Source organism: Haemophilus sp. SZY H36, from assembly GCF_018829625.1.
Taxonomy (GTDB): Bacteria; Pseudomonadota; Gammaproteobacteria; order Enterobacterales; family Pasteurellaceae; genus Haemophilus; species Haemophilus haemolyticus_K.
This window is the reverse complement of the sequence record NZ_JAHKKA010000002.1, coordinates 347170-370876: the sequence shown is the minus strand read 5'-3', so window position 1 is coordinate 370876 and position 23707 is coordinate 347170. Positions and strand designations below refer to the sequence as shown.

The 23707-nt window shown below is 38.5% G+C and carries 17 protein-coding genes; 14 read left to right on the top strand and 3 right to left on the bottom strand.

Annotated elements, in window-relative coordinates; all coding sequences use genetic code 11:
* Window positions 1-8: 8 nt before the first annotated feature.
* The 6 genes from serB (at window position 9) to ispC (ending at window position 6222) form a co-directional block, all read left to right on the top strand.
* Complete coding sequence (serB, locus tag KP713_RS05550) at window positions 9-953, top strand: phosphoserine phosphatase (protein ID WP_215770064.1); 945 nt, start codon at window positions 9-11, stop codon at window positions 951-953.
* 17 nt (window positions 954-970) lie between these two features.
* The gene (locus KP713_RS05545; protein WP_005629625.1) at window positions 971-1462 is read left to right on the top strand and encodes a YajQ family cyclic di-GMP-binding protein; all 492 of its coding nucleotides are present in this window, start codon (window positions 971-973) and stop codon (window positions 1460-1462) included.
* An 83-nt stretch (window positions 1463-1545) separates the two neighbouring features.
* Window positions 1546-2427, top strand: coding sequence for an Hsp33 family molecular chaperone HslO (gene hslO / locus KP713_RS05540; RefSeq protein WP_215770063.1), 882 nt, complete (start codon window positions 1546-1548; stop codon window positions 2425-2427).
* 172 nt (window positions 2428-2599) lie between these two features.
* Entirely contained in the window at window positions 2600-4216 is a 1617-nt protein-coding gene (pckA, locus tag KP713_RS05535) for a phosphoenolpyruvate carboxykinase (ATP) (protein ID WP_118785247.1), read from the top strand.
* A gap of 151 nt (window positions 4217-4367) precedes the next feature.
* A complete protein-coding gene (gene frr, locus KP713_RS05530; protein ID WP_215770062.1) occupies window positions 4368-4925 on the top strand; it encodes a ribosome recycling factor in 558 nt (185 codons plus the stop codon).
* Between the two features lie 109 nt (window positions 4926-5034).
* Window positions 5035-6222: a 1-deoxy-D-xylulose-5-phosphate reductoisomerase gene (gene ispC / locus KP713_RS05525; protein WP_215770061.1), complete on the top strand. Its 1188-nt coding sequence runs from the start codon at window positions 5035-5037 to the stop codon at window positions 6220-6222.
* Between the two features lie 108 nt (window positions 6223-6330).
* Here ispC and KP713_RS05520 read toward each other — a convergent pair whose 3' ends face one another.
* On the bottom strand, window positions 6331-10845 hold the full coding sequence (locus KP713_RS05520; protein ID WP_215770060.1) for a S6 family peptidase: 4515 nt from the start codon (window positions 10843-10845) through the stop codon (window positions 6331-6333).
* A gap of 130 nt (window positions 10846-10975) precedes the next feature.
* Entirely contained in the window at window positions 10976-12871 is a 1896-nt protein-coding gene (gss, locus tag KP713_RS05515) for a bifunctional glutathionylspermidine amidase/synthase (RefSeq protein ID WP_215770059.1), read from the bottom strand.
* A 228-nt stretch (window positions 12872-13099) separates the two neighbouring features.
* Between gss and yedE the strand changes: the two genes are divergently transcribed.
* The 6 genes from yedE (at window position 13100) to KP713_RS05485 (ending at window position 20127) form a co-directional block, all read left to right on the top strand.
* On the top strand, window positions 13100-14158 hold the full coding sequence (yedE, locus tag KP713_RS05510; RefSeq protein WP_215770058.1) for a YedE family putative selenium transporter: 1059 nt from the start codon (window positions 13100-13102) through the stop codon (window positions 14156-14158).
* 103 nt (window positions 14159-14261) lie between these two features.
* Entirely contained in the window at window positions 14262-16610 is a 2349-nt protein-coding gene (gene rnr, locus KP713_RS05505; RefSeq protein WP_215770057.1) for a ribonuclease R, read from the top strand.
* 54 nt (window positions 16611-16664) lie between these two features.
* Window positions 16665-17408 (top strand): 23S rRNA (guanosine(2251)-2'-O)-methyltransferase RlmB, encoded by a 744-nt coding sequence (gene rlmB / locus KP713_RS05500; RefSeq protein ID WP_065265410.1) that lies wholly within the window; start codon window positions 16665-16667, stop codon window positions 17406-17408.
* 211 nt (window positions 17409-17619) lie between these two features.
* Window positions 17620-18162, top strand: a complete 543-nt coding sequence (gene aroK, locus KP713_RS05495) for a shikimate kinase AroK (RefSeq protein ID WP_065265409.1) — start codon at window positions 17620-17622, stop codon at window positions 18160-18162.
* A 20-nt stretch (window positions 18163-18182) separates the two neighbouring features.
* Entirely contained in the window at window positions 18183-19271 is a 1089-nt protein-coding gene (gene aroB / locus KP713_RS05490; RefSeq protein WP_065265408.1) for a 3-dehydroquinate synthase, read from the top strand.
* Window position 19272: 1 nt separating this feature from the next.
* Window positions 19273-20127 carry a Dam family site-specific DNA-(adenine-N6)-methyltransferase gene (locus KP713_RS05485; protein WP_065265407.1) on the top strand — a complete coding sequence of 285 codons (855 nt, stop codon included), beginning with the start codon at window positions 19273-19275 and terminating at the stop codon, window positions 20125-20127.
* Here KP713_RS05485 and KP713_RS05480 read toward each other — a convergent pair.
* Complete coding sequence (locus KP713_RS05480; protein WP_065265487.1) at window positions 20117-20446, bottom strand: DciA family protein; 330 nt, start codon at window positions 20444-20446, stop codon at window positions 20117-20119. The two genes, KP713_RS05485 and KP713_RS05480, sit on opposite strands and share 11 nt — an antisense overlap.
* Window positions 20447-20523: 77 nt before the next feature.
* Here KP713_RS05480 and secM point away from each other — a divergent pair, with 77 nt between their 5' ends.
* Both secM and secA read left to right on the top strand, forming a co-directional pair.
* Window positions 20524-20826, top strand: coding sequence for a secA translation cis-regulator SecM (gene secM, locus KP713_RS05475; protein ID WP_065265406.1), 303 nt, complete (start codon window positions 20524-20526; stop codon window positions 20824-20826).
* 125 nt (window positions 20827-20951) lie between these two features.
* The gene (gene secA, locus KP713_RS05470) at window positions 20952-23657 is read left to right on the top strand and encodes a preprotein translocase subunit SecA (protein ID WP_215770056.1); all 2706 of its coding nucleotides are present in this window, start codon (window positions 20952-20954) and stop codon (window positions 23655-23657) included.
* Window positions 23658-23707 lie beyond the last annotated feature (50 nt).

Sequence of the window (23707 nt, the reverse complement as noted above, 5' to 3'; positions counted from 1 at the left end):
GGATTTTTATGCAAATTCAACGTTTCGAAAGCATTACACAAAAATACCCACAACTTCCTACCGCACTTTTAGTTAACGAGGAGCCTATACAGAATGGGGAACCTTTTATCTTATACGGCACAAAGTTGGACATGACTAAGCTGGAAAAATTTCAACAAAAGTGCGGTCAAAATTTTCAGATTTTTGATGTTTGGATGGTGGAGCAAAATATTGTCGTTTTATTAAAAGGCCAGTGGTTTGCTGAGTTTGTTAACTTTGCTCATGATGTTGAAGTAGATATAGCTAAATTAGATTTTAGCCCTAAATTGTCTCAAGCTGGGTTATTGGTGATGGATATGGATTCTACCGCGATTCAAATTGAGTGTATTGATGAAATTGCGAAACTAGCGGGTGTTGGAGAACTTGTTTCTGTGATTACGGAAAGCGCAATGAGAGGTGAATTAGATTTCGAGCAAAGTTTGCGTTGTCGAGTTGGTACATTAAAAGGTGCGTCAGAAAGCATTTTGCAGCAAGTTAGAGAGAATTTACCACTAATGCCTGGATTAGTTGAAACGATTAAAACCTTACAGAAATATGGTTGGAAAACAGCGATTGCTTCAGGCGGATTTACTTATTTTGCGGATTATTTGAAAGACTTATTACAGCTTGATTTTGCTGCATCAAATCAATTTGATATTGAGGATGGAAAACTCACAGGCTTAGTTAAAGGCGATGTGGTTGATGCTCAATACAAAGCTAAAACATTGCAACGTTTGTTAGAGGAATACGGTATTAATTCCCAACATTCTATTGCTATCGGCGACGGTGCGAATGACTTGGCAATGATGAATGTGGCGGGGCTAGGTGTTGCGTTCCATGCTAAACCTAAAGTGCAACAACAAGCGCAAATTGTGGTAAACTTCGCCGACTTAACCGCACTTTTATGCCTTTTAAGTGCTAATGATCGAAGTTAATAAAATGGGAGAAGACTATGCCATCTTTTGATATTGTTTCTGAAATTACTTTACACGAAGTTCGTAATGCAGTGGAAAATGCAAACCGTGTGCTTAGCACGCGTTATGATTTTCGTGGTGTAGAAGCGGTAATTGAATTAAATGAAAAAAATGAAACGATTAAAATCACCACCGAATCTGATTTCCAACTTGAGCAATTAATTGAGATTTTAATTGGATCTTGTATTAAACGTGGTATTGAGCACAGTTCTTTAGATATTCCTGCAGAAAGCGAACACCACGGTAAACTTTATAGTAAAGAAATCAAACTTAAACAGGGTATTGAAACAGAGATGGCGAAGAAGATTACTAAATTGGTAAAAGATTCTAAAATCAAAGTTCAAACTCAAATTCAAGGTGAACAAGTGCGCGTGACAGGTAAGTCACGCGATGACTTACAGGCAGTCATTCAACTTGTCAAAGGTGCTGAATTAGGCCAACCATTCCAATTTAATAATTTTAGAGACTAGGATATAGTTATTGAGGTTTAAACTCATAGAAGTATGCAAAATTACCGCATATTTTTCAATGTATTATCGATGAGAAATAGTTAATGACAGAACAGGAAAAACATATTCAAGACAATGACAAGCTTTACCGTTATCTTTTCCAAAATCGTGCGGTTCGAGGGGAATGGGTTCGCTTAAATAAAACATTCACTGATACATTAAATACCCATCACTATCCTAAAGCAGTACAGGATTTATTGGGTGAAATAATGGTGGCGACTAATTTGCTTACTGCCACACTAAAATTTGACGGCAATATCACCGTACAAATTCAAGGCGATGGTCCATTACGCTTAGCATTAGTAAATGGCAATGATCAACAACAAATCCGCGCCCTTGCTCGAGTGGATGGCAATATCACTGAAAATATGAGTCTGCACAATATGATTGGCAAAGGCGTATTGGTCATTACTATTGCACCAAAAGAAGGCGAACGCTATCAAGGTGTAATTAGCTTAGATAAACCGACGATCACAGAATGCTTAGAAGATTATTTTGTACGCTCAGAACAGCTTCAAACTCAATTAATTATTCGTACTGGAGAATATGAAGGAAAGCCGGTGGCAGCAGGTATGCTATTACAGATTATGCCTGATGGTTCTGGTACACCAGAAGATTTTGAGCATTTAACTACGCTCGCAGCAACAGTAAAAGATGAAGAATTATTTGGTCTTCCTGCAGAAGAGTTACTCTATCGTTTGTATCATGAAGAGACCGTCAATCTTTATCCAGCACAAGATGTACAATTTTTCTGTGGCTGCTCTGCAGAGCGCTCTGGTTCTGCATTGCTGCTCATCTCCGATGAAGAAATTGACGAAATATTAACCGAACATAAAGGCAGTATTGATATGCAATGTGAGTGCTGTGGTACACACTACTTCTTTAATAAAGAAGCAATTGAAAAATTAAAATCAACAAAACTTTAAAAACAATCCCGACGCCATGTCGGGATTTTTGATCTACATCATCAATACACCTAAAAATAGGTAATGAAGAGCTATAATTTTTCAAAAATGAGATCTAGTTAACATTTTTTTGCATTGACATTCTTTAGAATAGGCGACAGTTAAATTTAATCTTAAATATTAGAGGTGACTTATGACAGACTTAAACAAAGTAGTAAAAGAACTTGAAGCTCTAGGCATTTATGACGTAAAAGAAGTTGTCTACAATCCAAGCTACGAGCAATTGTTCGAAGAAGAAACTAAACCGGGTTTAGAAGGCTTTGAAAAAGGTACTTTAACTACGACTGGTGCAGTAGCTGTAGATACCGGTATCTTCACTGGCCGTTCACCAAAAGATAAATATATCGTGTTAGATGAAAAAACCAAAGATACTGTTTGGTGGACATCTGAAGCAGCGAAAAATGACAACAAACCAATGAACCAAGCTACATGGCAAAGCTTAAAAGACTTGGTGACTAACCAACTCTCTCGCAAACGCTTATTTGTGGTTGATGGTTTCTGTGGCGCTAGCGAACACGACCGTATTGCAGTACGTATTGTAACTGAAGTTGCATGGCAAGCACACTTTGTGAAAAACATGTTTATTCGCCCAACTGAAGAACAACTCAAAAATTTTGAACCAGATTTCGTTGTAATGAATGGTTCTAAAGTAACTAATCCAAACTGGAAAGAACAAGGTTTAAATTCAGAAAACTTCGTTGCTTTCAACTTAACTGAACGCATTCAATTAATCGGCGGTACTTGGTACGGCGGTGAAATGAAAAAAGGTATGTTCTCAATGATGAACTACTTCCTACCACTTAAAGGTGTTGGTGCAATGCACTGCTCAGCTAACGTGGGTAAAGATGGCGATGTAGCAATCTTCTTCGGTTTATCTGGTACAGGTAAAACAACCCTTTCAACCGATCCAAAACGTGAATTAATCGGTGACGATGAACACGGTTGGGATGATGTGGGTATCTTTAACTTTGAAGGTGGTTGCTATGCGAAAACCATTCACCTTTCAGAAGAAAATGAACCAGATATTTACCGCGCTATCCGTCGCGATGCATTATTAGAAAACGTAGTTGTTCGTGCAGATGGTTCTGTTGATTTCGATGATGGTTCAAAAACAGAAAATACTCGCGTGTCTTACCCAATTTATCACATCGATAACATTGTTAAACCAGTTTCTCGTGCTGGCCACGCAACTAAAGTAATTTTCTTAACTGCAGATGCATTTGGTGTATTACCACCAGTATCTAAATTGACTCCAGAACAAACTAAATACTACTTCTTATCTGGTTTCACTGCAAAATTAGCAGGTACTGAACGTGGTATTACTGAACCAACTCCAACTTTCTCAGCATGTTTCGGTGCAGCGTTCTTAACGCTTCACCCAACTCAATATGCTGAAGTATTAGTAAAACGTATGCAAGCAGCAGGTGCTGAAGCTTACTTAGTCAATACTGGTTGGAATGGCACAGGCAAACGTATCTCAATCAAAGATACTCGCGGAATTATTGATGCAATCTTAGATGGCTCAATTGAAAAAGCTGAAATGGGCGAATTGCCAATCTTCAACTTAGCAATTCCTAAAGCATTACCAGGTGTAGATTCTGCAATCTTAGATCCTCGCGATACTTACGCAGATAAAGCACAATGGCAATCAAAAGCTGAAGACTTAGCAGGTCGTTTTGTGAAAAACTTTGTTAAATATGCAACTAACGAAGAAGGTAAAGCTTTAATTGCAGCTGGCCCTAAAGCTTAATTAAAAATACTAAAAATATTAACCGCACTTTGGGTGACTGAAGTGCGGTCATTTTTTATCTGTTTTCAAGCTGATAAATGTATTCAAAAATTTACAAAAATCCAGTAAAATCACCGCGTTTTAACTTTCGTCAATTAAAAAGGACAATGCAATGCTTAACCAAATTAAAAAAGATGCTCAAGATCGTATGGAAAAAAGCCTTGAAGCATTAAAAGGCCATATTTCGAAAATCCGTACCGGTCGTGCACAACCGAGTTTACTTGATGCAATTCAAGTGGAGTATTATGGTGCAGCGACGCCACTTCGCCAATTAGCAAACGTCGTGGCAGAAGATGCACGTACTTTAGCTGTAACTGTTTTTGATCGTTCTTTAATTTCTGCGGTAGAAAAAGCAATTTTAACCTCAGATTTAGGTTTAAACCCATCTTCAGCGGGTACCACAATCCGTGTTCCACTTCCGCCATTAACAGAAGAACGTCGTCATGATTTAATCAAAATTGTAAAAGGCGAAGGTGAACAAGGTAAAGTTGCGGTTCGTAATGTACGTCGTGATGCGAATGATAAAATCAAAGCATTATTAAAAGACAAAGAAATTAGCGAAAACGAACAACATAAAGCAGAAGAAGAAATCCAAAAAATCACAGATATTTACATTAAAAAAGTAGATGAAGTATTAGCGGATAAAGAAAAAGAATTAATGTATTTCTAATCATAAAAAATGCGAAAGGCAGACAGTTTTGTCTGCCTTTATTTTATTAGGTATGCGAATTTAGACATACCAATGAAAATATAATCAACAAAAGTGCGGTGAAGATTCTATGCAAAAACAAAACATTGTCATTCTTGGTTCAACGGGATCAATAGGTAAGAGTACCCTTTCGGTTATCGAAAATAATCCTCAAAAATATCATGCATTTGCACTCGTAGGCGGAAAAAATGTAGAAGCAATGTTTGAACAATGCATAAAATTCCGACCGCACTTTGCGGCTCTTGATGATGTAAATTCGGCTAAAATTTTACGTGAGAAATTAATTGCACATCATATTCCAACCGAAGTATTAGCAGGACAACAAGCTATTTGTGAACTTGCAGCACATCCAGATGCCGATCAGATAATGGCATCTATTGTTGGTGCTGCAGGATTGTTACCAACTCTTTCAGCGGTTAAAGCAGGTAAACGGGTATTACTGGCAAATAAAGAATCATTAGTAACCTGCGGACAGCTTTTTATTGATGCCGTAAAAAACTATGGTGCGAAGCTTTTACCAGTAGATAGTGAACATAATGCGATCTTTCAATCGTTACCGCCAGAAGCACAAGAAAAAATCGGTTTTTGCCCACTTTCTGAATTAGGTGTAAGTAAAATTATACTCACTGGGTCTGGCGGGCCATTCCGTTACACGCCACTCGAACAATTCACCAACATCACACCAGAACAAGCGGTTGCACACCCTAATTGGTCTATGGGTAAAAAAATCTCTGTCGATTCAGCTACCATGATGAATAAAGGCTTAGAATACATTGAGGCTCGTTGGCTTTTCAACGCAAGTGCGGAAGAAATGGAAGTCATTATTCATCCACAATCAATTATTCATTCTATGGTACGTTATGTTGACGGCTCAGTGATTGCTCAAATGGGAAATCCAGATATGCGTACACCAATTGCAGAAACTATGGCATATCCTCACCGCACTTTTGCAGGAGTAGAACCTCTCGATTTCTTTAAAATCAAAGAACTGACGTTTATTGAACCTAATTTTAATCGCTATCCAAATTTAAAACTGGCTATTGATGCCTTTGCTGCGGGTCAATATGCGACAACAGCAATGAATGCAGCTAATGAAATTGCTGTACAAGCATTTTTAGATCGTCAAATTAGTTTTATGGATATTGCAAAAATTAATGAGCGTACTATTGAGAAGATTACACCGCAATCTATTCAATATATTGACGATGTATTGGAAATTGATCATTTAGCGAGAAAGATTGCTGGAGAACTAATATAAAAGTGTGATGTTGCGTTTATATTCTTATTATGGATGGAGTTTGTTTACTACTAATAAAAAAGTACGGCAAAACATAGCCGTACTTTTTTATTTACTTACTAGATAATGCTACCAAGTAAAACCGACCTTTAATGAAGCAAATTTCTGTGGTGCGACATCATAGCCCTTAAGCATTCCAATATCCGTGCTTATATTCCACTGTTTTATTTGAGCATTAAAACCAAGTTCATGAGTAAAATAACGTCCAAATTGTTGTTTTAATGCGACATCATTGACGCTTAATACACCCTCAATAGCAAGTTTTCGTTGAGTGGCATCATAATAATTGCTTGAGAAACTTGGGGTGAATTTTACACCATTTATATCAAACGTTTTATCTAACATTACACCAGCACGGTAAGTCGTTAAATGTAACGTTTTACTGTTGATATTTGCACCGTCTAATTGGTAGTTTGTGCTAGATAGACGGTGGTAGCGCATACCAACCGAAGGTATGACGTTAATTCCCCAGTCCAAAGAAACCCCAATATTTCCACCTACACTAAAAATATTTCGGTGGAATATTTTGTTTTCTTCGTCAAATTTTACATTGTTACGGCTGTGTCCATAACCTAAGTCAAAACTTGCAAAGACTCCATTATTCCACTCACCTTTAACAAAACCATTTATACCTGTTAGTCGGCTTGTACCCGATACATTTTCATCAAACTCATTATTTGCACGAGAATGAGAAAGCACCGCACCAATTTGCATGTTCGAATTGAATCTCTGAGCTACACCAATTTGAGTCAAAGTTAAATTTTGCTTATATGGACGATTATAGTTGGAGCGATAAGTTCTCTGACTTGTTTCCGTATTCACCCAAACATTCGATTTATCTTGGCTTAATAAATGACGATCTAAATTTCGTCCAATTTGTAATACCGAATTAACATTTGCAGAAAGCTCTGATAAAGCCGTATTGGAATAACGACTGATAAGCTGAGCCTGTACAGGAATTGCCACATCTTCAGGTATCTCACCTAAGAAATGATTAATATCACCTAAAGTTGCATAAGTATCTTCAAGCGCATTAACGAGAGAACGTATAGCTTGATCTAAATTTTCTTGCGCAAAATGAACCGCACTTTCATCACCTGATGCTTTAGCATGTTCTAATGCTTGTTGAGCAAATTCTACTTGTTCTATATTTACATCAAGTTCCGCTTCAAAAGCCGCTAGATCACTATTATTTGCGACTTTAGCAACTTTTCGACATACATCAGATGAAAGCCCTTGGGCTGTGCAAAGTTTTTGCGCTTGTGCAATTTTATTTGCATAACCCACTTGTAAACGATTTAATTCTGCTTGCAAATTACCTTGTTGAGATGAAAGTGAATTAACTTCATTTTTTATCGAATTAACACCATTAAGTACCGAAGATACTTGTTGCGTATAATAATTTGCTTGAGAATTAAGGTTGCGATATTCATTACGTTGATTTTCTAACTTAGACTTATATTGCGTAAATTGTTCATATAATCGTCGACGTTTAATAAAACGAATCCGAGGCGTACGATTGTATTCATTAAAAGCATTATCAATTTGATTATTGGTTTGGTTTATGTCTGAAAGTAATCGTGCAACATGTGATTTATAAGTATTTTCTTTTGCTTTCACATCCTCGTATTGAGCATTTAATCGATTTAGCTCTTGTTGTTTTTGATTAAGTAATTGATGCACTTTCTCAAATTCACGCTGACTATTTGCAATAAGTTGCTCACTACCTTGAAAAGACTGTTCAGCCTCACGCAATGGGTTATATAGTCGATAGTCATTGTTGCGATTAGCTAGAATATAACGATATGCCCCTAAATCAACATAACCATTTTCAAGCGCAAAGCGAGCTTGCCCTATTCGCTGATTTGGATGATTTAATTTAACAAGGCTTAATGGATTTACTTCATTAGGTTCTTTACCCGTATTTTTTACAGAAAGGATATAAGAACCTGAAGCAAGCCCATTTACTGTAATATGATCGCCTCTACGTTCCGCCACATTCGTTAAGAAACGGAAGTGACCATTCCCTGTCAATTTGCCATTAATTGTTAACTCATTAAATTGAATCCAACCACGATAGTTTTTATTTACATCATCATAATTGGCATTTAATGTGATCTGGCTATTAGGTAAAAGCTCTAAATTTCCTACTGTACTATTTCCGTTGAGTGACCACTGGCTATTAGGTTGTAAGTAAATTTGTGTCGTAGGGGCTGCATTAATACGCCCAACTAAATGCGCTTTACCTAAATTAAGCTGGCTATTATTTTTTAAATCAATGTTACCGAATACAACTGTAACAGGCATGCGATTAAAAGCTAAATTCCCTAAAGTCTTATTCTCAGAACAAGCTGTGTAACCTGTATAAGATTCACGAATGCATTCATTGGATTTACCTTGGGTAAAACCTAGCTGAATTTGGGCTTGATGTCGAGCGTTGAAATTCCCTTCTAATAAGCTTACATTACGACTACTTTCTAGTTTTGCATTGCCTGAAACATTAAATTCACGCGCTTTGAATTGGCGATTAATCCAACTATTTTCATCTATAACTTCTTTTTTGTTTAAATGATCATAAGCGTGAGGAGTAGGAATACCTGAAAGTACTAAGTGCCCTGCTGATACGTTTAAATTACCATTTAAATTTGTACCGCCGTTCAATACAAGCATACTATTGTAATAGTTAGGGTTGTAATTAAACGTTAACGCACCGTTATAACGTTGAGAATCATACTCGCCAAGGAAACCACTAAACGTATCTAAACGTTTTTTAGAATTTTCTTTTAAAACCTCATTTCTTACAACTTTTTGTTTGTCGTTACCTAAAAATTCCCAATCATTGGTGGTTGTCATATCCAAAGGGAAATAAGCTCGAGGATTTTTCCCATCTTTTAGACGGAAATAATCTAATCGGTTATTTCTGTGGATGTTTTTATATTCATAAAGCGCAAATGAAGTAGTTGGTTCCTCTCCCCACTTTACCCATTCTATATTTTGAGCTGTTACATCATTACGACCAATTACATTAATTTCAGCGGCGTAAGTGCGGTGATTATTGACAATTTTTGCACCGTCATCAGTATTTTGAATACGATGAAAAGTAAGCGAATTTCCATTAACATCTAATCGCCCACCTCGGAAACCAAAGTAAATATTGTCTGGATTGACCTGCTTATTATTGGCAAGAATAACCGTTCCTCGGCCACTTGTTATCCCAATTTGATTAAAAGCTTGCTGCTGTCCATTAAACGACTTTTGATCAAGTACTACAGTTCCATCACCTACACTAATATCACCTAGGTTTTTGCCTTGCCCATCAATATAAAGTGTGCCTGAACCTAATTTTGAAAGGCGGTCATTAATAGGATTTTTTACACGCCAATGAACTGTTTTATCACCGTTGACAACAATTCCCGCTCCTAGCCAAGTCGTATCATTATTTTCTGCGCGAACAATGGCATTTTGATTGAAGTATAAAGCCCCCGCACCTTGGTTAATACTATCTTTAAGGATGAGAGTTGAACCATCACCACCTTGGAAATGAATAGTTTTACCATTATCTAAAGAAGGGCGTTGCGTATTTTGATCTAATGATTTTTTAGATGAACTTTCTAATGCTAAATGAATATTTTCAGTACCATTTTTTAATACACTATCGCCATTACCTAAATTCCACCATTGAATCTCTTTGGCACGAAATGGAATCTGAATCTCATCGTTCTGAAAAGCTTGTGCTATGACATCAGGTTGAATAATCGTATAAATGTTCTCTGTGCGATCATAATTTGCAAAAGTAGATAACACCGCTGCTAATACCCAGCGTTTCTCTTTAGCATCATAAGCAAATAGTGGTGAGCCACTATCACCAGGCAAACCATAAGTTGCTAATCCATCATAAATATCGCCATTGAATAACACCCAATTATCCATTGATGAGCGCGGTGTAAGTGGTATACCACCTGTAAGATAGTTGTATGCTGAGGTTAAAGACGTTTTTTCCTTGCCATCTTTACTTCTTAAATATTGACGTCCAGAACCTACTCGTACAAAGTACGGATAACGATTTTTATCTAAAAAAGCGCCATTATGTGGCCCTGTTTTTTTAGCATTATCAAAAGCAATATTATTTAGAGGTATCGGTGCAACTTCGGTCACTAATTTATGTAACCGAGGGGCGTGAAAATCCAATCTGCTATGATTATTTCGCTCTGTAATAAGATAATTAAAATAATGACTATCTGAATTATTGCCACTATCACCAAATTGTACAGAACCATAACCTGAGTTATGTTTTACACTGGCGATATACTGAGGATTAAACAAGGTTGCAATACCACTTACCCTATTTGCCACATGTAAATCAGGCATAGGTAAATTAGGTAATACAGTTGCAATCTTCTGACCTTGTTTATTCAAAACGGGAATATTGCTAGATCCGACTGAAAATTGTCCTTTATTTTCAGCAAAATCACGGAAGAATTGGTAGTCCACATCATTACGGACCATTGAGGCTTGCGCGTAAGAATTCGCAAAAGCAAGACTTAATGCCAAAAGTGTTGGACGAAACAAATTGATTTGATGCATTATGGTTGCCTTATAACTTATAAATAGAAAAATATAAATTCGAGTAAAGTGCGGTAAAAATTCCGTAAATCTTTAAAAATTAGATCCGTTAATTTTACCCTATTTTCGTAGGTAATGCACGGTAACCTGATTATTTCTTTTGTCCAAAAAATACTTTATCCTTCAACACCCTCAAAGGCTGCATATCACTATTCCCCATGATGACACGACTAGAATCAGAACGTAAACAAGTGCCGCCATAATGTCCTCCCACGGTAAAAGTACAGATTTGCAAATATTGATCTTCCACTTGTGGTAAGCACCAGAGTTGTTGATAAATACTATCTTGCTGACCAAACTGTCCATCGGTTGTGTCTAGCATAGAATTATTTTCACCAATCAATTTAACGTTATCGCCTCGGCGACCTGCAATTGGTTTTTGTGCATAGCCGTTTTGAATTAAGTTTGGTGTGAGATGAAAACTTGCCTCTAACAAATAACGATGATTAGGGAATAAAGACCAAAGCACAGGCAAAATCGCCTTATTACTTGGAATTGCCGTCCAAAGTGGTTCATAAACCAACACTTCAGGCCGAAGTAGTACGTCAATTAACCGCACTTTATCTTCAGGATAACCAGTGCGAATAGGTGGTGCGACTTCCATTCCTGTTGCATCTTCACGAAGTTGTTCTAGCATGGTTTCCCACGCCCAGGTTTTCCAAACAGTTTGAACTTGGTTATTTTCCTCATCAATCAGTCGACCACGATTATCCCAATGTAATCCTTCTGTGCCGTGAATAATTTTGGCTTGGAACCCTGCCTGTACCAATGCTTGTTGCATAAACATGGCGTGGTAATCTTCTTCATCATCGTGATCTTGCAGAATATGGACTAATTTTGAGGCTTGGCTATGTTGCCAACAATCAGCTAACGCATTACGTAAACCATCGGATGGATTTTCCCCCAATACGCCACCAGCTTGTTTTGCCCAACGATTCATAATATCGCCAGCTTCTGCATGGCAAGAAGCTGAATCTGCATTATATTCATAGACTTTCAAACCTCGTTCACTCATACAAAAATCTAAACGACCTGTAATCGTCTGATAACGGCGATTTTGCCAAGAAAGTCTTAAGCGTGGCCAAAGGAGTTTCGGAATATTGAAATACTGCAACAGATTATCATCTTTAAGTACCTTGTCTGTTGCATGCAAATACATTAAGTGCAGTTCGTTAGTGGCGTGAATCAATTCCTGTTGAGCACTTTCAGACATAGCAAAATAGCGATATTGATCAGAATGGCTCACTTTGTGCCCGCGCATTGCCTTAATATATGCCGCATCAAATGGCTCATTTTCATTTAACCATTTCCCATTAAATTGACCGTGATTGTCAACATGATGAGCTTGTAACCGAAGTGCGGTTGATTTTGGGAAAGGTTGGGGTTCTGAAAATTCAGTATCGTTTGTTTGGATCATCCAGCCAAGAATTGTTGTATCATCGAAAGTATCTTGTAGAAAATAACCTTGTTCTGAAACAATCATCGGCAATTCACGCGTCCATTGCTGACCACTTGGCAAGCGAGAATGAATTACATTTTGCTCGGCGATTCGAATGCGATCAGGCAATACCTCGGTGATAATTGCCACATGCCCCGTGTGTTTAAATTCCCCCCCTTCTTGCCAAATTAATAAGGAGCCTGCTTGAGGTTTACGTTTACAACCATTAGCAAATGCCTGCAAGGGCAACAAGGCATCGTTCACCACTTGGCGTAAAAAACGTAAAGAAAAGATCTCGTACGCCATACCAACATCGGCAAACACAACACCATGATTGAGATATAAATAACGACGTGCAAATTCCACACACTGCCATTTATAGCCCATATATTCTCGCCCTAGATAACTTCTAAATGCAGCATCATTCGGGAACTCTTTATCATCTGCAGTATTGTAATCTGAGGAATAAATTGCCACGCCACCAGGCGCATATCCAAGCAAGCTACCAAAAGGATCGTGGGTAATGATATTGGCTGAACGTTCTGTCATAGTATCTTCCGAGTAAAAAATGAACGGAGTTAGTATAGATCTTTTATTTTCATTACGATAGTCAATAAAATTTTTACCTCACTTTTTTCGTAGCAACTTTTTGATTTATCTCATCTTTTCATCAAATCATTCTTTACCATTTAACTTCTTAGATTAAAATGAACGTGCTTTTCGAGTATTCGAGAGTACACAATTTAGTTTAACTTTAGATATCACAAGGGTTTCATTATGAAAGGATCAAAATGGCCTGTGGTTGCAGGTGCTGCACTTGGTATCATCGCTCCACTACTTACTTATAGCGGAAATCCCGGCAATATGGGATTCTGCGCGGCCTGTTTCTTACGCGATACAGCTGGCTCGATTGGCTTACATCAAGCCGCTCCACTTCAATATATTCGCCCAGAACTCATCGGATTAATATTCGGTGCATTAGTGAGTGCATTATTTGCAAAAGAATTCCGTGCTCGTGGTGGTTCATCACCATTCGTTCGCTTAATTTTAGGCATATTTGCCATGATTGGCGCCCTAACTTTCTTAGGTTGTCCATGGCGTGCATATTTGCGTTTAGGCGGCGGCGATTTATCTGCGATTGCAGGTATAGTCGGTTTATTTGTCGGCGTACTAGGTAGTATTTTCTTTAGCAATCGAGGATTTTCGCTTGGTAAAGCAAAAGAACAAGCCCCCGTTACAGGCTGGATTTCTGTCATTATTGCGGGTTTATTACTTATTGGCGTTATCACACAATTTAGCCTTGGCGAAGGCTTACCGCTTTATTTCTCGCAAAAAGGCCCTGGCACACAGCATGCATTTTGGGCATTATCTTTAGTGGGAGGGCTAATCATAGGGGCATTAATGCAAAAATCACGTTTCTGCTCAATTGGCGCATTCCGTAATTTTATTCTATTCCGTGATTCTTCGTTATTGAACGGTGTCATCGCTTTAGTGGTATTTGCCGCAATTACCAATGCTTTACTTGATCAATTCCATTTAGGGTTTGAACAACAACCTGGCGCACATAATCAATATCTTTGGAACTTCCTCGGCATGGCACTTTGCGGATTATGCTTCGCCCTTGGCGGTGGTTGTCCAGGCAAACATTTAGTTCACCTTGGTGAAGGTGATAATGACTCTGCTATTTTTGTGCTTGGTATGCTTTTAGGTGCAGCCGCTGCACATCGTTTAAGCCTTGCAGCTTCAGGCTCTGGCATTGGTGAATTCACGCCTTATGCTTTAGTGCTTGGATTTATATTCTGCGCCTATATTGGCTTTACCAAAAAATCAGCTTAATTCACTTTCTATCTGCACTCATCACGAGTGCAGATTTTCTTTTCCTTGCATTATCCCCCTTACAGTGTCAAACTCTCCGCACTTTTTAAAACTGTAAAAAATAATGACAAAAAAACGTAAAAACTTAATCAACCAAGATCCTCATTACAAACGAGAATTGGAAAAATATGGTAATCCAATCCCGAGCCGTGAGTTCATTTTAAGCGTTATTCGAGACAATAATGCGCCGATGAATCGGGATGAAATTTTGACCGCACTTTCCATTCGAAATGAAGATCAAATAGAGGCGATGCGTCGCCGATTACGCGCGATGGAAAATGATGGACAATTAGTGTTCACCAAACGTAAACGCTATGCTTTACCAGAAAAATTAGATTTATTTAAAGGCACGGTAATTGGTCATCGCGAAGGTTTTGGTTTTTTACAGATCGATGGAAAAAAGGATGATTTATTCATTCCGAACCATCAAATGCAAAAAGTCATGCATGGCGATTTTGTCTTAGCGCAACCTGCAGGATTAGATCGTCGTGGTCGCCGTGAAGTGCGAATTGTGCGCGTATTAGAAAGTCGTAAAAAACAAATTGTGGGCCGCTTTTTCTTAGAAAACGGTTTTAGCTATGTGGTGCCTGATGACAGCAGAATTGGCCGAGATATTCTCGTGCCTAATGAACATCGTAATGGCGCACGTATGGGACAGGTTGTCGTTGTCGAATTACAAGAACGTTCTGCCAGTTTTAACCAGCCAATTGGTGTGATTACTGAAATTCTAGGCGATAATATGGCGAAAGGAATGGAAGTGGAAATCGCCCTGCGTAACCACGATATTCCCCATAAGTTTCCAAGTGCGGTGGAAAAATACGTCAAAAAATTCACTGAAGAAGTCCCTGAAGAAGCAAAAAAAGGTCGTGTGGATTTACGCAATTTACCGCTTGTGACCATTGATGGTGAAGATGCTCGCGATTTTGACGATGCTGTTTATTGTGAAAAACATGGCAAAGGCTGGAAACTTTGGGTAGCGATTGCGGATGTCAGTTATTACGTACGTTTGCGTTCCGCTTTGGATGTAGAAGCGCATAATCGTGGTAACTCGGTCTATTTTCCGAACCGAGTTGTACCAATGCTACCTGAAATTTTATCAAACGGCTTATGCTCTCTTAACCCTCAAGTGGATCGTTTGTGTATGGTGTGTGAGATGCAAATTTCTGCCAAAGGTAAGCTAACAGATTATCGCTTTTATGAAGCAGTGATGAATTCTCATGCCCGCCTCACTTATACCAAAGTAGCAAAAATGCTTGAAGGCGATGAGGAATTACGCACTCGTTATTCTACGCTTGTGCCTCATTTAGAAGAACTTTATAAACTCTATCAAGCTTTGCTTAGTGCGCGTCATCAACGTGGTGCGATCGATTTTGAAACCATTGAAACTAAGTTTATTTTCAATGCAATGGGAAGAATTGAGCGCATTGAACCTGTTGTTCGTAACGATGCCCATAAAATCATTGAGGAATGTATGATTCTTGCGAATATCGCAGCAGCCAATTTTATGGAAAAACATAAAGAGCCTGCGTTATATCGTATTCATGCCACCCCGAGCGAAGAAAAATTAACATCGTTCCGCACTTTCTTAAGTGAGTTTGGTTTAACTTTAGAAGGAGGATTAAAACCAACCACAAAAGACTATGCTGCTCTCTTAGAAAAAGTTAAAGAACGACCTGATCATGAACTTATTCAAACAATGTTGCTACGTTCTTTAAGTCAAGCTGTCTATCATGCTGATAATATTGGGCACTTTGGTTTGGCTTTGGAAGAGTATGCACACTTTACTTCGCCAATTCGCCGTTATCCAGACTTAACACTTCATCGAGGCATCAAGTATTTACTCGCTAAAGAACAAGGCGCAAAACGTAAAACAACGGATACTGGTGGTTATCATTACTCTTTTGATGAAATGGATTTACTTGGCAATCACTGTTCAATGACGGAACGCCGTGCTGACGACGCCACTCGTGAAGTGGCTGATTGGCTGAAATGTGAATATATGCAAGATCATGTTGGCAGTGAATTTAACGGTGTTATTTCATCTGTGACTGGATTTGGTTTATTTGTACGCTTAGATGATTTATTCATTGATGGTTTAGTCCATATTTCGACTTTAGAAAACGATTATTACCAATTCGATGCAACAAAACAGCGTTTAATCGGCGAAAATAGCGGAATGCAATATCGCTTAGGCGATAAAGTTCGCATCAAAGTTGAAGCGGTACATTTAGAAAATAAAATGGTCGATTTCTCGTTGATGGGGAGTGAACGCAAACCTCGTCGTGCTGGAAAAACCGCGAAAGAAAAAGCCAAGAAAGTCTTTAAAGAACTACCGTCTAAAGCATCCAAGAAACGAAAAAGTGCGGTAAAAAAGAAAGAAGTTTCGAAGAAAACATCTAGAAAACGAAAATAATTCACTTCCCATTATGGAATGAATTAAAAATTCAAATAAGAAAAAGAGAAATTTATGTCAGAGCAAATCTACGGCATTCATGCTGTTAATAGTATTTTAACCCATTCACCAGAACGTTTAATCGAAGTCTTCGTACTTAAAGGCCGTGAAGATAAACGTCTACAGCCACTTTTAAACGAGCTTTATTCCCTAGGAATTGGTGTGCAATTCGTTAATCGACAAACACTTGATAAAAAAGCAGATGGTGAGGTTCATCAAGGTGTCATTGCTCGAGTACAAGCGGCAAAAGAACTTAATGAAAATGATCTTGATGAAGTTCTTGCGAATAAACAAAATCCTCTTTTATTAGTTTTAGATGGCGTGACGGATCCACACAACTTGGGTGCCTGCCTGAGAACAGCTGATGCGGCTGGCGCAGTGGCAGTGATCGTACCAAAAGATAAATCGGCACAATTAACGTCTATCGCGCGTAAAGTTGCTTGTGGTGCAGCAGAAACCGTGCCGTTAATTCGTGTAACCAATCTTTCTCGCACACTACGCGATTTACAGCAAAATCATAATATTTGGGTAGTCGGCACTGCTGGCGAAGCCACTGAAACCATTTATCAAAGCAAACTGACAGGGCCACTAGCACTTGTTATGGGAGCCGAAGGCGAAGGAATGCGCCGTTTAACGCGTGAACATTGCGATCAACTGATTAGCATTCCAATGGCTGGTTCAGTTTCATCATTAAATGTATCTGTCGCAACAGGGGTATGTTTATTTGAAATTGTGCGTCAGCGTTTAGCATACATTTAAGTTGGAAGCGTTGTAAATTTCACCACTCTTTTATTTTCCTTTTTCGTTAAAGAAAATAAATTCCCTCAAAAGGTTGAAAAATAGGGGGATTTATTGCGATAATCTAAACCATTTCGGGAAAATCTTTTTAACTACTGAAGTTTATTTTGGCTTGTTTATTTTTTGTTAGAAAGATTAGATTTTTATTTCACCTTTAAACTAGATAAGAACAATGGCGGAAAAACGTAATATTTTTTTAGTAGGGCCAATGGGGGCAGGAAAAAGCACGATTGGTCGTCAGTTAGCGCAACAGTTAAATATGGATTTTGTTGATTCAGATGCCGTAATTGAAGAACGTGCTGGCGCAGATATTAGCTGGATTTTTGATCTGGAAGGCGAAGAGGGCTTCCGCAAACGTGAAGAACGTATTCTTAACGAACTCACACAAATGCAGGGGATTGTCCTGTCTACTGGTGGAGGTGCTGTGCTTTCTAAAGATAGCCGTAATTATTTATCTGCACGTGGTATTGTAATTTATTTAGAAACTACTGTAGAAAAACAATTTCAACGTACTCAGCGTGACAAAAAACGTCCACTGTTGCAAGGCGCAGAAGATCCTCGTCAAGTATTGGAAGACTTAGCAAAAATTCGTAATCCACTTTATGAGGAAGTAGCTGACATCACCCTACCTACGGATGAGCAAAATGCCAAAGTAATGGTAAACCAGATTGTTGATCTCATTGATAATATGAATGGATTAAATGGCGCACTTTAAGTGTGTCTAAGGATAAATTTATGCTGTGCGTAAACGTGGAATTACAGGAGCGTCGTTACCCAATTTTAATTGGTAATGGACTATTGCAAGATGAACGCAGTTATCCGGTTAAGCGAGGAGATCGCGTGATGATTGTGACGAATCCCACGGTAGCACAGTTTTACTTAGATACGGTAACATTTGCGCTAAAAAAACGCGGGTGCGAAGTCGATCATGTTCTTTTGCCCGATGGTGAGAAGTATAAAACGCTTGAATCCTTAAATTTAATTTTTACTGCGCTTTTACAAGGTAATCATGGGCGTGATACAACAATTATGGCACTAGGTGGTGGTGTGATTGGTGATGTGGCAGGATTTGCCGCAGCAAGTTATCAACGAGGAGTACGATTAATTCAAATTCCAACCACTTTACTTTCCCAAGTGGATTCTTCTGTTGGAGGAAAAACAGCAGTGAATCATGAACTTGGGAAAAATATGATCGGTGCATTTTATCAACCCTCTATGGTTATTATTGATACGCATACTCTTGGCACGTTACCAAAACGTGAAGTAAATGCGGGGTTGGCTGAAGTAATAAAATATGGCGCAATTTTAGATTACGAATTTTTTGAATGGCTTGAAGCTCATATTGATGAGCTTGTTGCATTAAATAACGAATCCCTACAACATTGTATTGCTCGTTGCTGTCAAATTAAAGCGGATGTAGTTGCTCGTGATGAAACAGAAAAAGGTGATCGAGCTTTACTTAATCTTGGTCATACCTTTGGACATGCGATTGAAACTCATCTCGGCTATGGTAACTGGCTCCATGGTGAAGCGGTATCTACCGGAATGATGATGGCTGCCGCGCTTTCCGAGCAGTTGGGTGATATTTCTGTGGCAGATGTTTCACGCTTAGAAAAATTACTCGCACGCGCTAATTTGCCCACCTTATCACCGGATTCGATGCAGCCGGAGGACTATCTACCGCATATGATGCGAGATAAAAAAGTTCTAGCAGGTAAGTTGCGTCTGGTGTTACTTAAATCACTAGGTCAAGCTTATATAGCAACTGATACTGATAAGGATCTTGTGTTAAACGCTATTAAGCGTTGTACCCAAATGGACTAAGATGTTACGTCCAAAAAAACATTCCCTAAAACCGAAACTTAAACACCGTCCATTTTTGAAATGGGCTGGTGGGAAGTTTCGTTTAACAGATGAAATTAATAATATCTTTCCTAAGAGAAAACAATGTCTTATTGAACCGTTCGTCGGAGCAGGGGCCGTTTTTTTAAACTCAAATTTTGAGCGCTATATTTTGGCTGATATTAATCCTGATTTAATTAATCTTTTTAATATAGTGAAAGAAAATGTAGATGTTTACATTGAGGCTTGTAAAACCATTTTTTTTGCCCCTAATGCGAATGATCCTGATTACTACTATGACAAACGTCGCCAATTTAATGCTTCAACTGATCCTTTTGAACGATCTGTGCTTTTTCTCTACTTAAATCGCTTTGGGTTTAATGGACTATGTCGTTATAACAGCAAAAATGAATTTAATGTGCCTTTTGGCGCATATAAAACGCATTATTTCCCAGAGAACGAGTTACGTTATTTTGCACATAAGGCACAAAGTGCAATATTTTTATGTGGCGATTTTCAGCAAACATTTGCATTAGCTGATAAAGATTCGGTGATTTACTGCGATCCGCCTTATGCTCCCTTATTGCAGGATTCAAATTTTACGAGCTATGCGGGTAATGAGTTTAGTTGTGAGCATCAACGCATTTTAGCTGAACTCGCAAAATTCACACAAAAAGAAAAACAAATTCCGGTTTTAATATCTAACCACGATACCAAATTTACCCGAGAAATTTATAAGGGGGCTAAATTTAAACGTGTGAAAGTACAACGTTCGATTAGCCAGAGCTCAGAAAAACGAGTAAAAGTAAGAGAGTTGATTGCGATTTTTAAGGTGTAATCTTTGATAGCTCAGGGTTTATAACGATATCCAATTTTATGATTTGTGGAAAATCCTCTTGAATTAATTTTATAAGTTCAGTTTGACGAAATAAGATTCCTTGACGCACTATTGCATTCGATACTTCTAAAAAAAGACTATTACCGTTAACGGAACCAATACGAAATTTTCCGTGAAATTCCTGTGGAAAAATGCGGTTAAATTTTTGATTAAGTTCATTGATGGCAAGGCCTTTTTTCATTATTTGGGCGAAGGGTGATTGCTCAAGCACATCCATAATATTGACTGCTTTTTGATAACGTTCAGCCTTGTTTTCCATAAAGTCTGCCCCCATAAATGACATTAGTTTAGATTTCCGCTACAATACACGCAATTTTCATAATAAACAACGAGACGATGATTTCAGGCACTGTCAAACCGACTTTTTGGTCGCGATTACTTTTAAGTATCATCGCGATTTTTGCTTTGCCTAACGCACAAAGTTTTGAAAATCAAAATAATGCGGAAAATTATTCCTCGAGTGTTTCAATTCAACAAGCGTTAGAGACGGTAAAAGTTGCACGTGAAGTGCAACGACAAGCCATTCCTCAACCTTCAATTTCCCCCCAAACTGAAAAACAACTTAAAATTCAACCGCACTTTTTAGCTGATGCGTTGAATCCTAGTGCGCCAATTCGAGCAGGCCCTTTGCTTATTTAATTTTTCTGTTTTTTGTGAAGAATATTGCTATTGAAATAGCGATATTTTTAAAAAATTATTGTGCATGAAATAAAGTTTTTCATACGCATTTAACTATTTAACTTATATATTTAAAAAGAGAAATTATGAGCATTTTAACGAAAATTTTTGGCAGCCGTAACGACCGTATTTTACGTAAATTAAGAAAACAAGTTGCAAAAATCAATAAATTAGAACCTGAGTTTGAAGCTCTCACAGATGAACAACTTCGTGCAAAAACAGATGAATTCCGTCAACGTTTAAGTGCGGGCGAAACTTTGCAACAAATTTTACCAGAAGCATTCGCAACGGTACGTGAAGCAAGTAAGCGCGTGCTTGGTATGAGACATTTTGATGTTCAGCTTATTGGTGGGATGGTATTGACTAATCGCTGTATCGCAGAAATGCGCACTGGTGAAGGTAAAACATTAACGGCGACTTTGCCTTGTTATTTAATCGCACTTGAAGGTAAAGGCGTTCATGTTGTGACGGTGAATGATTATCTTGCTCGCCGAGATGCAGAAACAAACCGTCCATTATTTGAATTTTTGGGCATGAGTGTAGGCGTAAATATTCCTGGTTTACCGCCTGAAGAAAAACGAGCAGCTTATGCAGCAGATATTACTTATGCAACCAATAGTGAACTTGGTTTTGACTACTTACGTGACAACTTAGCCCACTCAAAAGAAGAACGTTTCCAACGTACTTTAGGTTATGCGCTGGTGGATGAAGTGGATTCCATCTTAATTGATGAAGCACGTACGCCATTGATTATTTCTGGTCAAGCTGAAGATAGTTCTGCGCTTTATATTGCAGTCAATAAACTGATTCCAAACTTAATTAAACAAGAAAAAGAAGATACGGAAGAATATCAAGGCGAAGGGGACTTTACTTTAGATCTTAAATCTAAACAGGCGCACTTAACTGAACGTGGCCAAGAAAAAGTGGAAGATTGGTTGATTGCGCAAGGTTTAATGCCTGAAGGGGATTCTTTGTATTCTCCTAGTCGAATCGTGTTGCTTCATCATGTTATGGCTGCTTTGCGTGCACACACATTGTTTGAAAAAGATGTCGATTACATTGTGAAAGATGGTGAAATCGTGATTGTTGATGAACATACTGGTCGAACAATGGCAGGGCGTCGCTGGTCAGATGGTTTACACCAAGCTATTGAGGCAAAAGAAGGGGTTGAAATTAAGAGCGAAAATCAAACTGTTGCGTCAATTTCTTACCAAAACTACTTCCGTTTATATGAGCGTCTTGCGGGTATGACGGGGACTGCGGATACTGAAGCGTTTGAGTTCCAACAAATTTACGGATTGGAAACCGTTGTGATTCCAACAAACCGCCCAATGATTCGTGATGATCGCACAGATGTGATGTTTGAAAATGAACAATATAAATTTAATGCGATTATTGAAGATATCAAAGATTGTGTAGAACGCCAGCAACCAGTATTAGTGGGGACGATTTCAGTAGAAAAATCGGAAGAGTTATCTAAGGCTTTAGATAAAGCGGGTATTAAACACAATGTATTGAATGCGAAATTCCACCAACAAGAAGCGGAAATTGTAGCAGAAGCAGGTTATCCCGGTGCGGTGACTATCGCAACGAATATGGCGGGTCGCGGTACGGATATTATTCTTGGCGGTAACTGGAAAGCGCAGGCTGCTAAATTAGAAAATCCAACTCAAGAACAAATTGAAGCGCTTAAAGCTGAGTGGGAAAAGAATCATGAGATTGTAATGAAAGCAGGTGGTTTGCATATTATCGGTACAGAGCGTCATGAATCTCGCCGTATCGATAACCAGTTGCGTGGTCGTTCTGGCCGTCAAGGTGACCCAGGATCTTCTCGTTTCTACCTTTCTTTGGAAGACGGCTTAATGCGCATTTATTTGAATGAAGGTAAACTCAATTTAATGCGTAAAGCCTTCACAGTGCCTGGTGAGGCTATGGAATCGAAAATGTTGGCGAAAGTGATTGCATCTGCTCAAGCAAAAGTTGAGGCTTTCCATTTCGATGGTCGTAAAAACCTACTTGAATATGATGATGTGGCAAATGACCAGCGTCATGCCATTTATGAGCAACGCAATTATTTGCTTGATAATGATGATATTTCTGAAACTATCAACGCCATCCGCCACGATGTATTTAATAGCGTGATTGATCAATATATTCCACCGCAATCTTTGGAAGAACAATGGGATATTAAAGGGCTTGAAGAACGTTTAGCTCAAGAGTTTGGTATGGAATTACCAATTTCTCATTGGCTGGAAGAAGATAATAATCTGCACGAAGAAAACTTACGTGAACGTATCGTAGAAGTCGCTGAAAAAGAATATAAAGAAAAAGAAGCGCTGGCTGGTGAAGAAACCATGCGTAACTTTGAAAAAGGCGTCATGTTACAAACTTTAGATGAGCTTTGGAAAGAACACTTAGCTGCGATGGATTATTTACGCCAAGGTATTCATTTACGCGGTTATGCACAAAAAGATCCAAAACAAGAGTATAAAAAAGAATCTTTCCGTATGTTTACGGAAATGTTGGATTCTTTAAAACACCATGTTATCACGACTTTAACGCGTGTGCGTGTGCGTACTCAAGAAGAAATGGAAGAAGCTGAACGTGCTCGTCAAGAAATGGCTGCTCGTATTAATCAAAATAATTTACCTGTGGATGAAAATGGTCAGGCAATCCAGAATTCAGATTCTGAAGATTATTCAGATCGTCGCATTGGGCGCAATGAGCCTTGTCCTTGTGGTTCGGGTAAAAAATACAAGCATTGTCATGGCAGTCGTGCTGCTCGCCATTAATGATTAGCCAAAGTGCGGTGATTTTTCACCGCACTTTTTTCATAGGTGCT

Excerpts from the sequence above, each read along its gene's own strand:
- serB (WP_215770064.1), top strand. The coding sequence starts at position 9 with ATGCAAATTCAACGTTTCGAAAGCATTACACAAAAATACCCACAACTT.
- KP713_RS05545 (WP_005629625.1), top strand. The coding sequence starts at position 971 with ATGCCATCTTTTGATATTGTTTCTGAAATTACTTTACACGAAGTTCGT.
- hslO (WP_215770063.1), top strand. The coding sequence starts at position 1,546 with ATGACAGAACAGGAAAAACATATTCAAGACAATGACAAGCTTTACCGT.
- pckA (WP_118785247.1), top strand. The coding sequence starts at position 2,600 with ATGACAGACTTAAACAAAGTAGTAAAAGAACTTGAAGCTCTAGGCATT.
- frr (WP_215770062.1), top strand. The coding sequence starts at position 4,368 with ATGCTTAACCAAATTAAAAAAGATGCTCAAGATCGTATGGAAAAAAGC.
- ispC (WP_215770061.1), top strand. The coding sequence starts at position 5,035 with ATGCAAAAACAAAACATTGTCATTCTTGGTTCAACGGGATCAATAGGT.
- KP713_RS05520 (WP_215770060.1), bottom strand. The coding sequence starts at position 10,845 with ATGCATCAAATCAATTTGTTTCGTCCAACACTTTTGGCATTAAGTCTT.
- gss (WP_215770059.1), bottom strand. The coding sequence starts at position 12,871 with ATGACAGAACGTTCAGCCAATATCATTACCCACGATCCTTTTGGTAGC.
- yedE (WP_215770058.1), top strand. The coding sequence starts at position 13,100 with ATGAAAGGATCAAAATGGCCTGTGGTTGCAGGTGCTGCACTTGGTATC.
- rnr (WP_215770057.1), top strand. The coding sequence starts at position 14,262 with ATGACAAAAAAACGTAAAAACTTAATCAACCAAGATCCTCATTACAAA.
- rlmB (WP_065265410.1), top strand. The coding sequence starts at position 16,665 with ATGTCAGAGCAAATCTACGGCATTCATGCTGTTAATAGTATTTTAACC.
- aroK (WP_065265409.1), top strand. The coding sequence starts at position 17,620 with ATGGCGGAAAAACGTAATATTTTTTTAGTAGGGCCAATGGGGGCAGGA.
- aroB (WP_065265408.1), top strand. The coding sequence starts at position 18,183 with ATGCTGTGCGTAAACGTGGAATTACAGGAGCGTCGTTACCCAATTTTA.
- KP713_RS05485 (WP_065265407.1), top strand. The coding sequence starts at position 19,273 with ATGTTACGTCCAAAAAAACATTCCCTAAAACCGAAACTTAAACACCGT.
- KP713_RS05480 (WP_065265487.1), bottom strand. The coding sequence starts at position 20,446 with ATGGAAAACAAGGCTGAACGTTATCAAAAAGCAGTCAATATTATGGAT.
- secM (WP_065265406.1), top strand. The coding sequence starts at position 20,524 with ATGATTTCAGGCACTGTCAAACCGACTTTTTGGTCGCGATTACTTTTA.
- secA (WP_215770056.1), top strand. The coding sequence starts at position 20,952 with ATGAGCATTTTAACGAAAATTTTTGGCAGCCGTAACGACCGTATTTTA.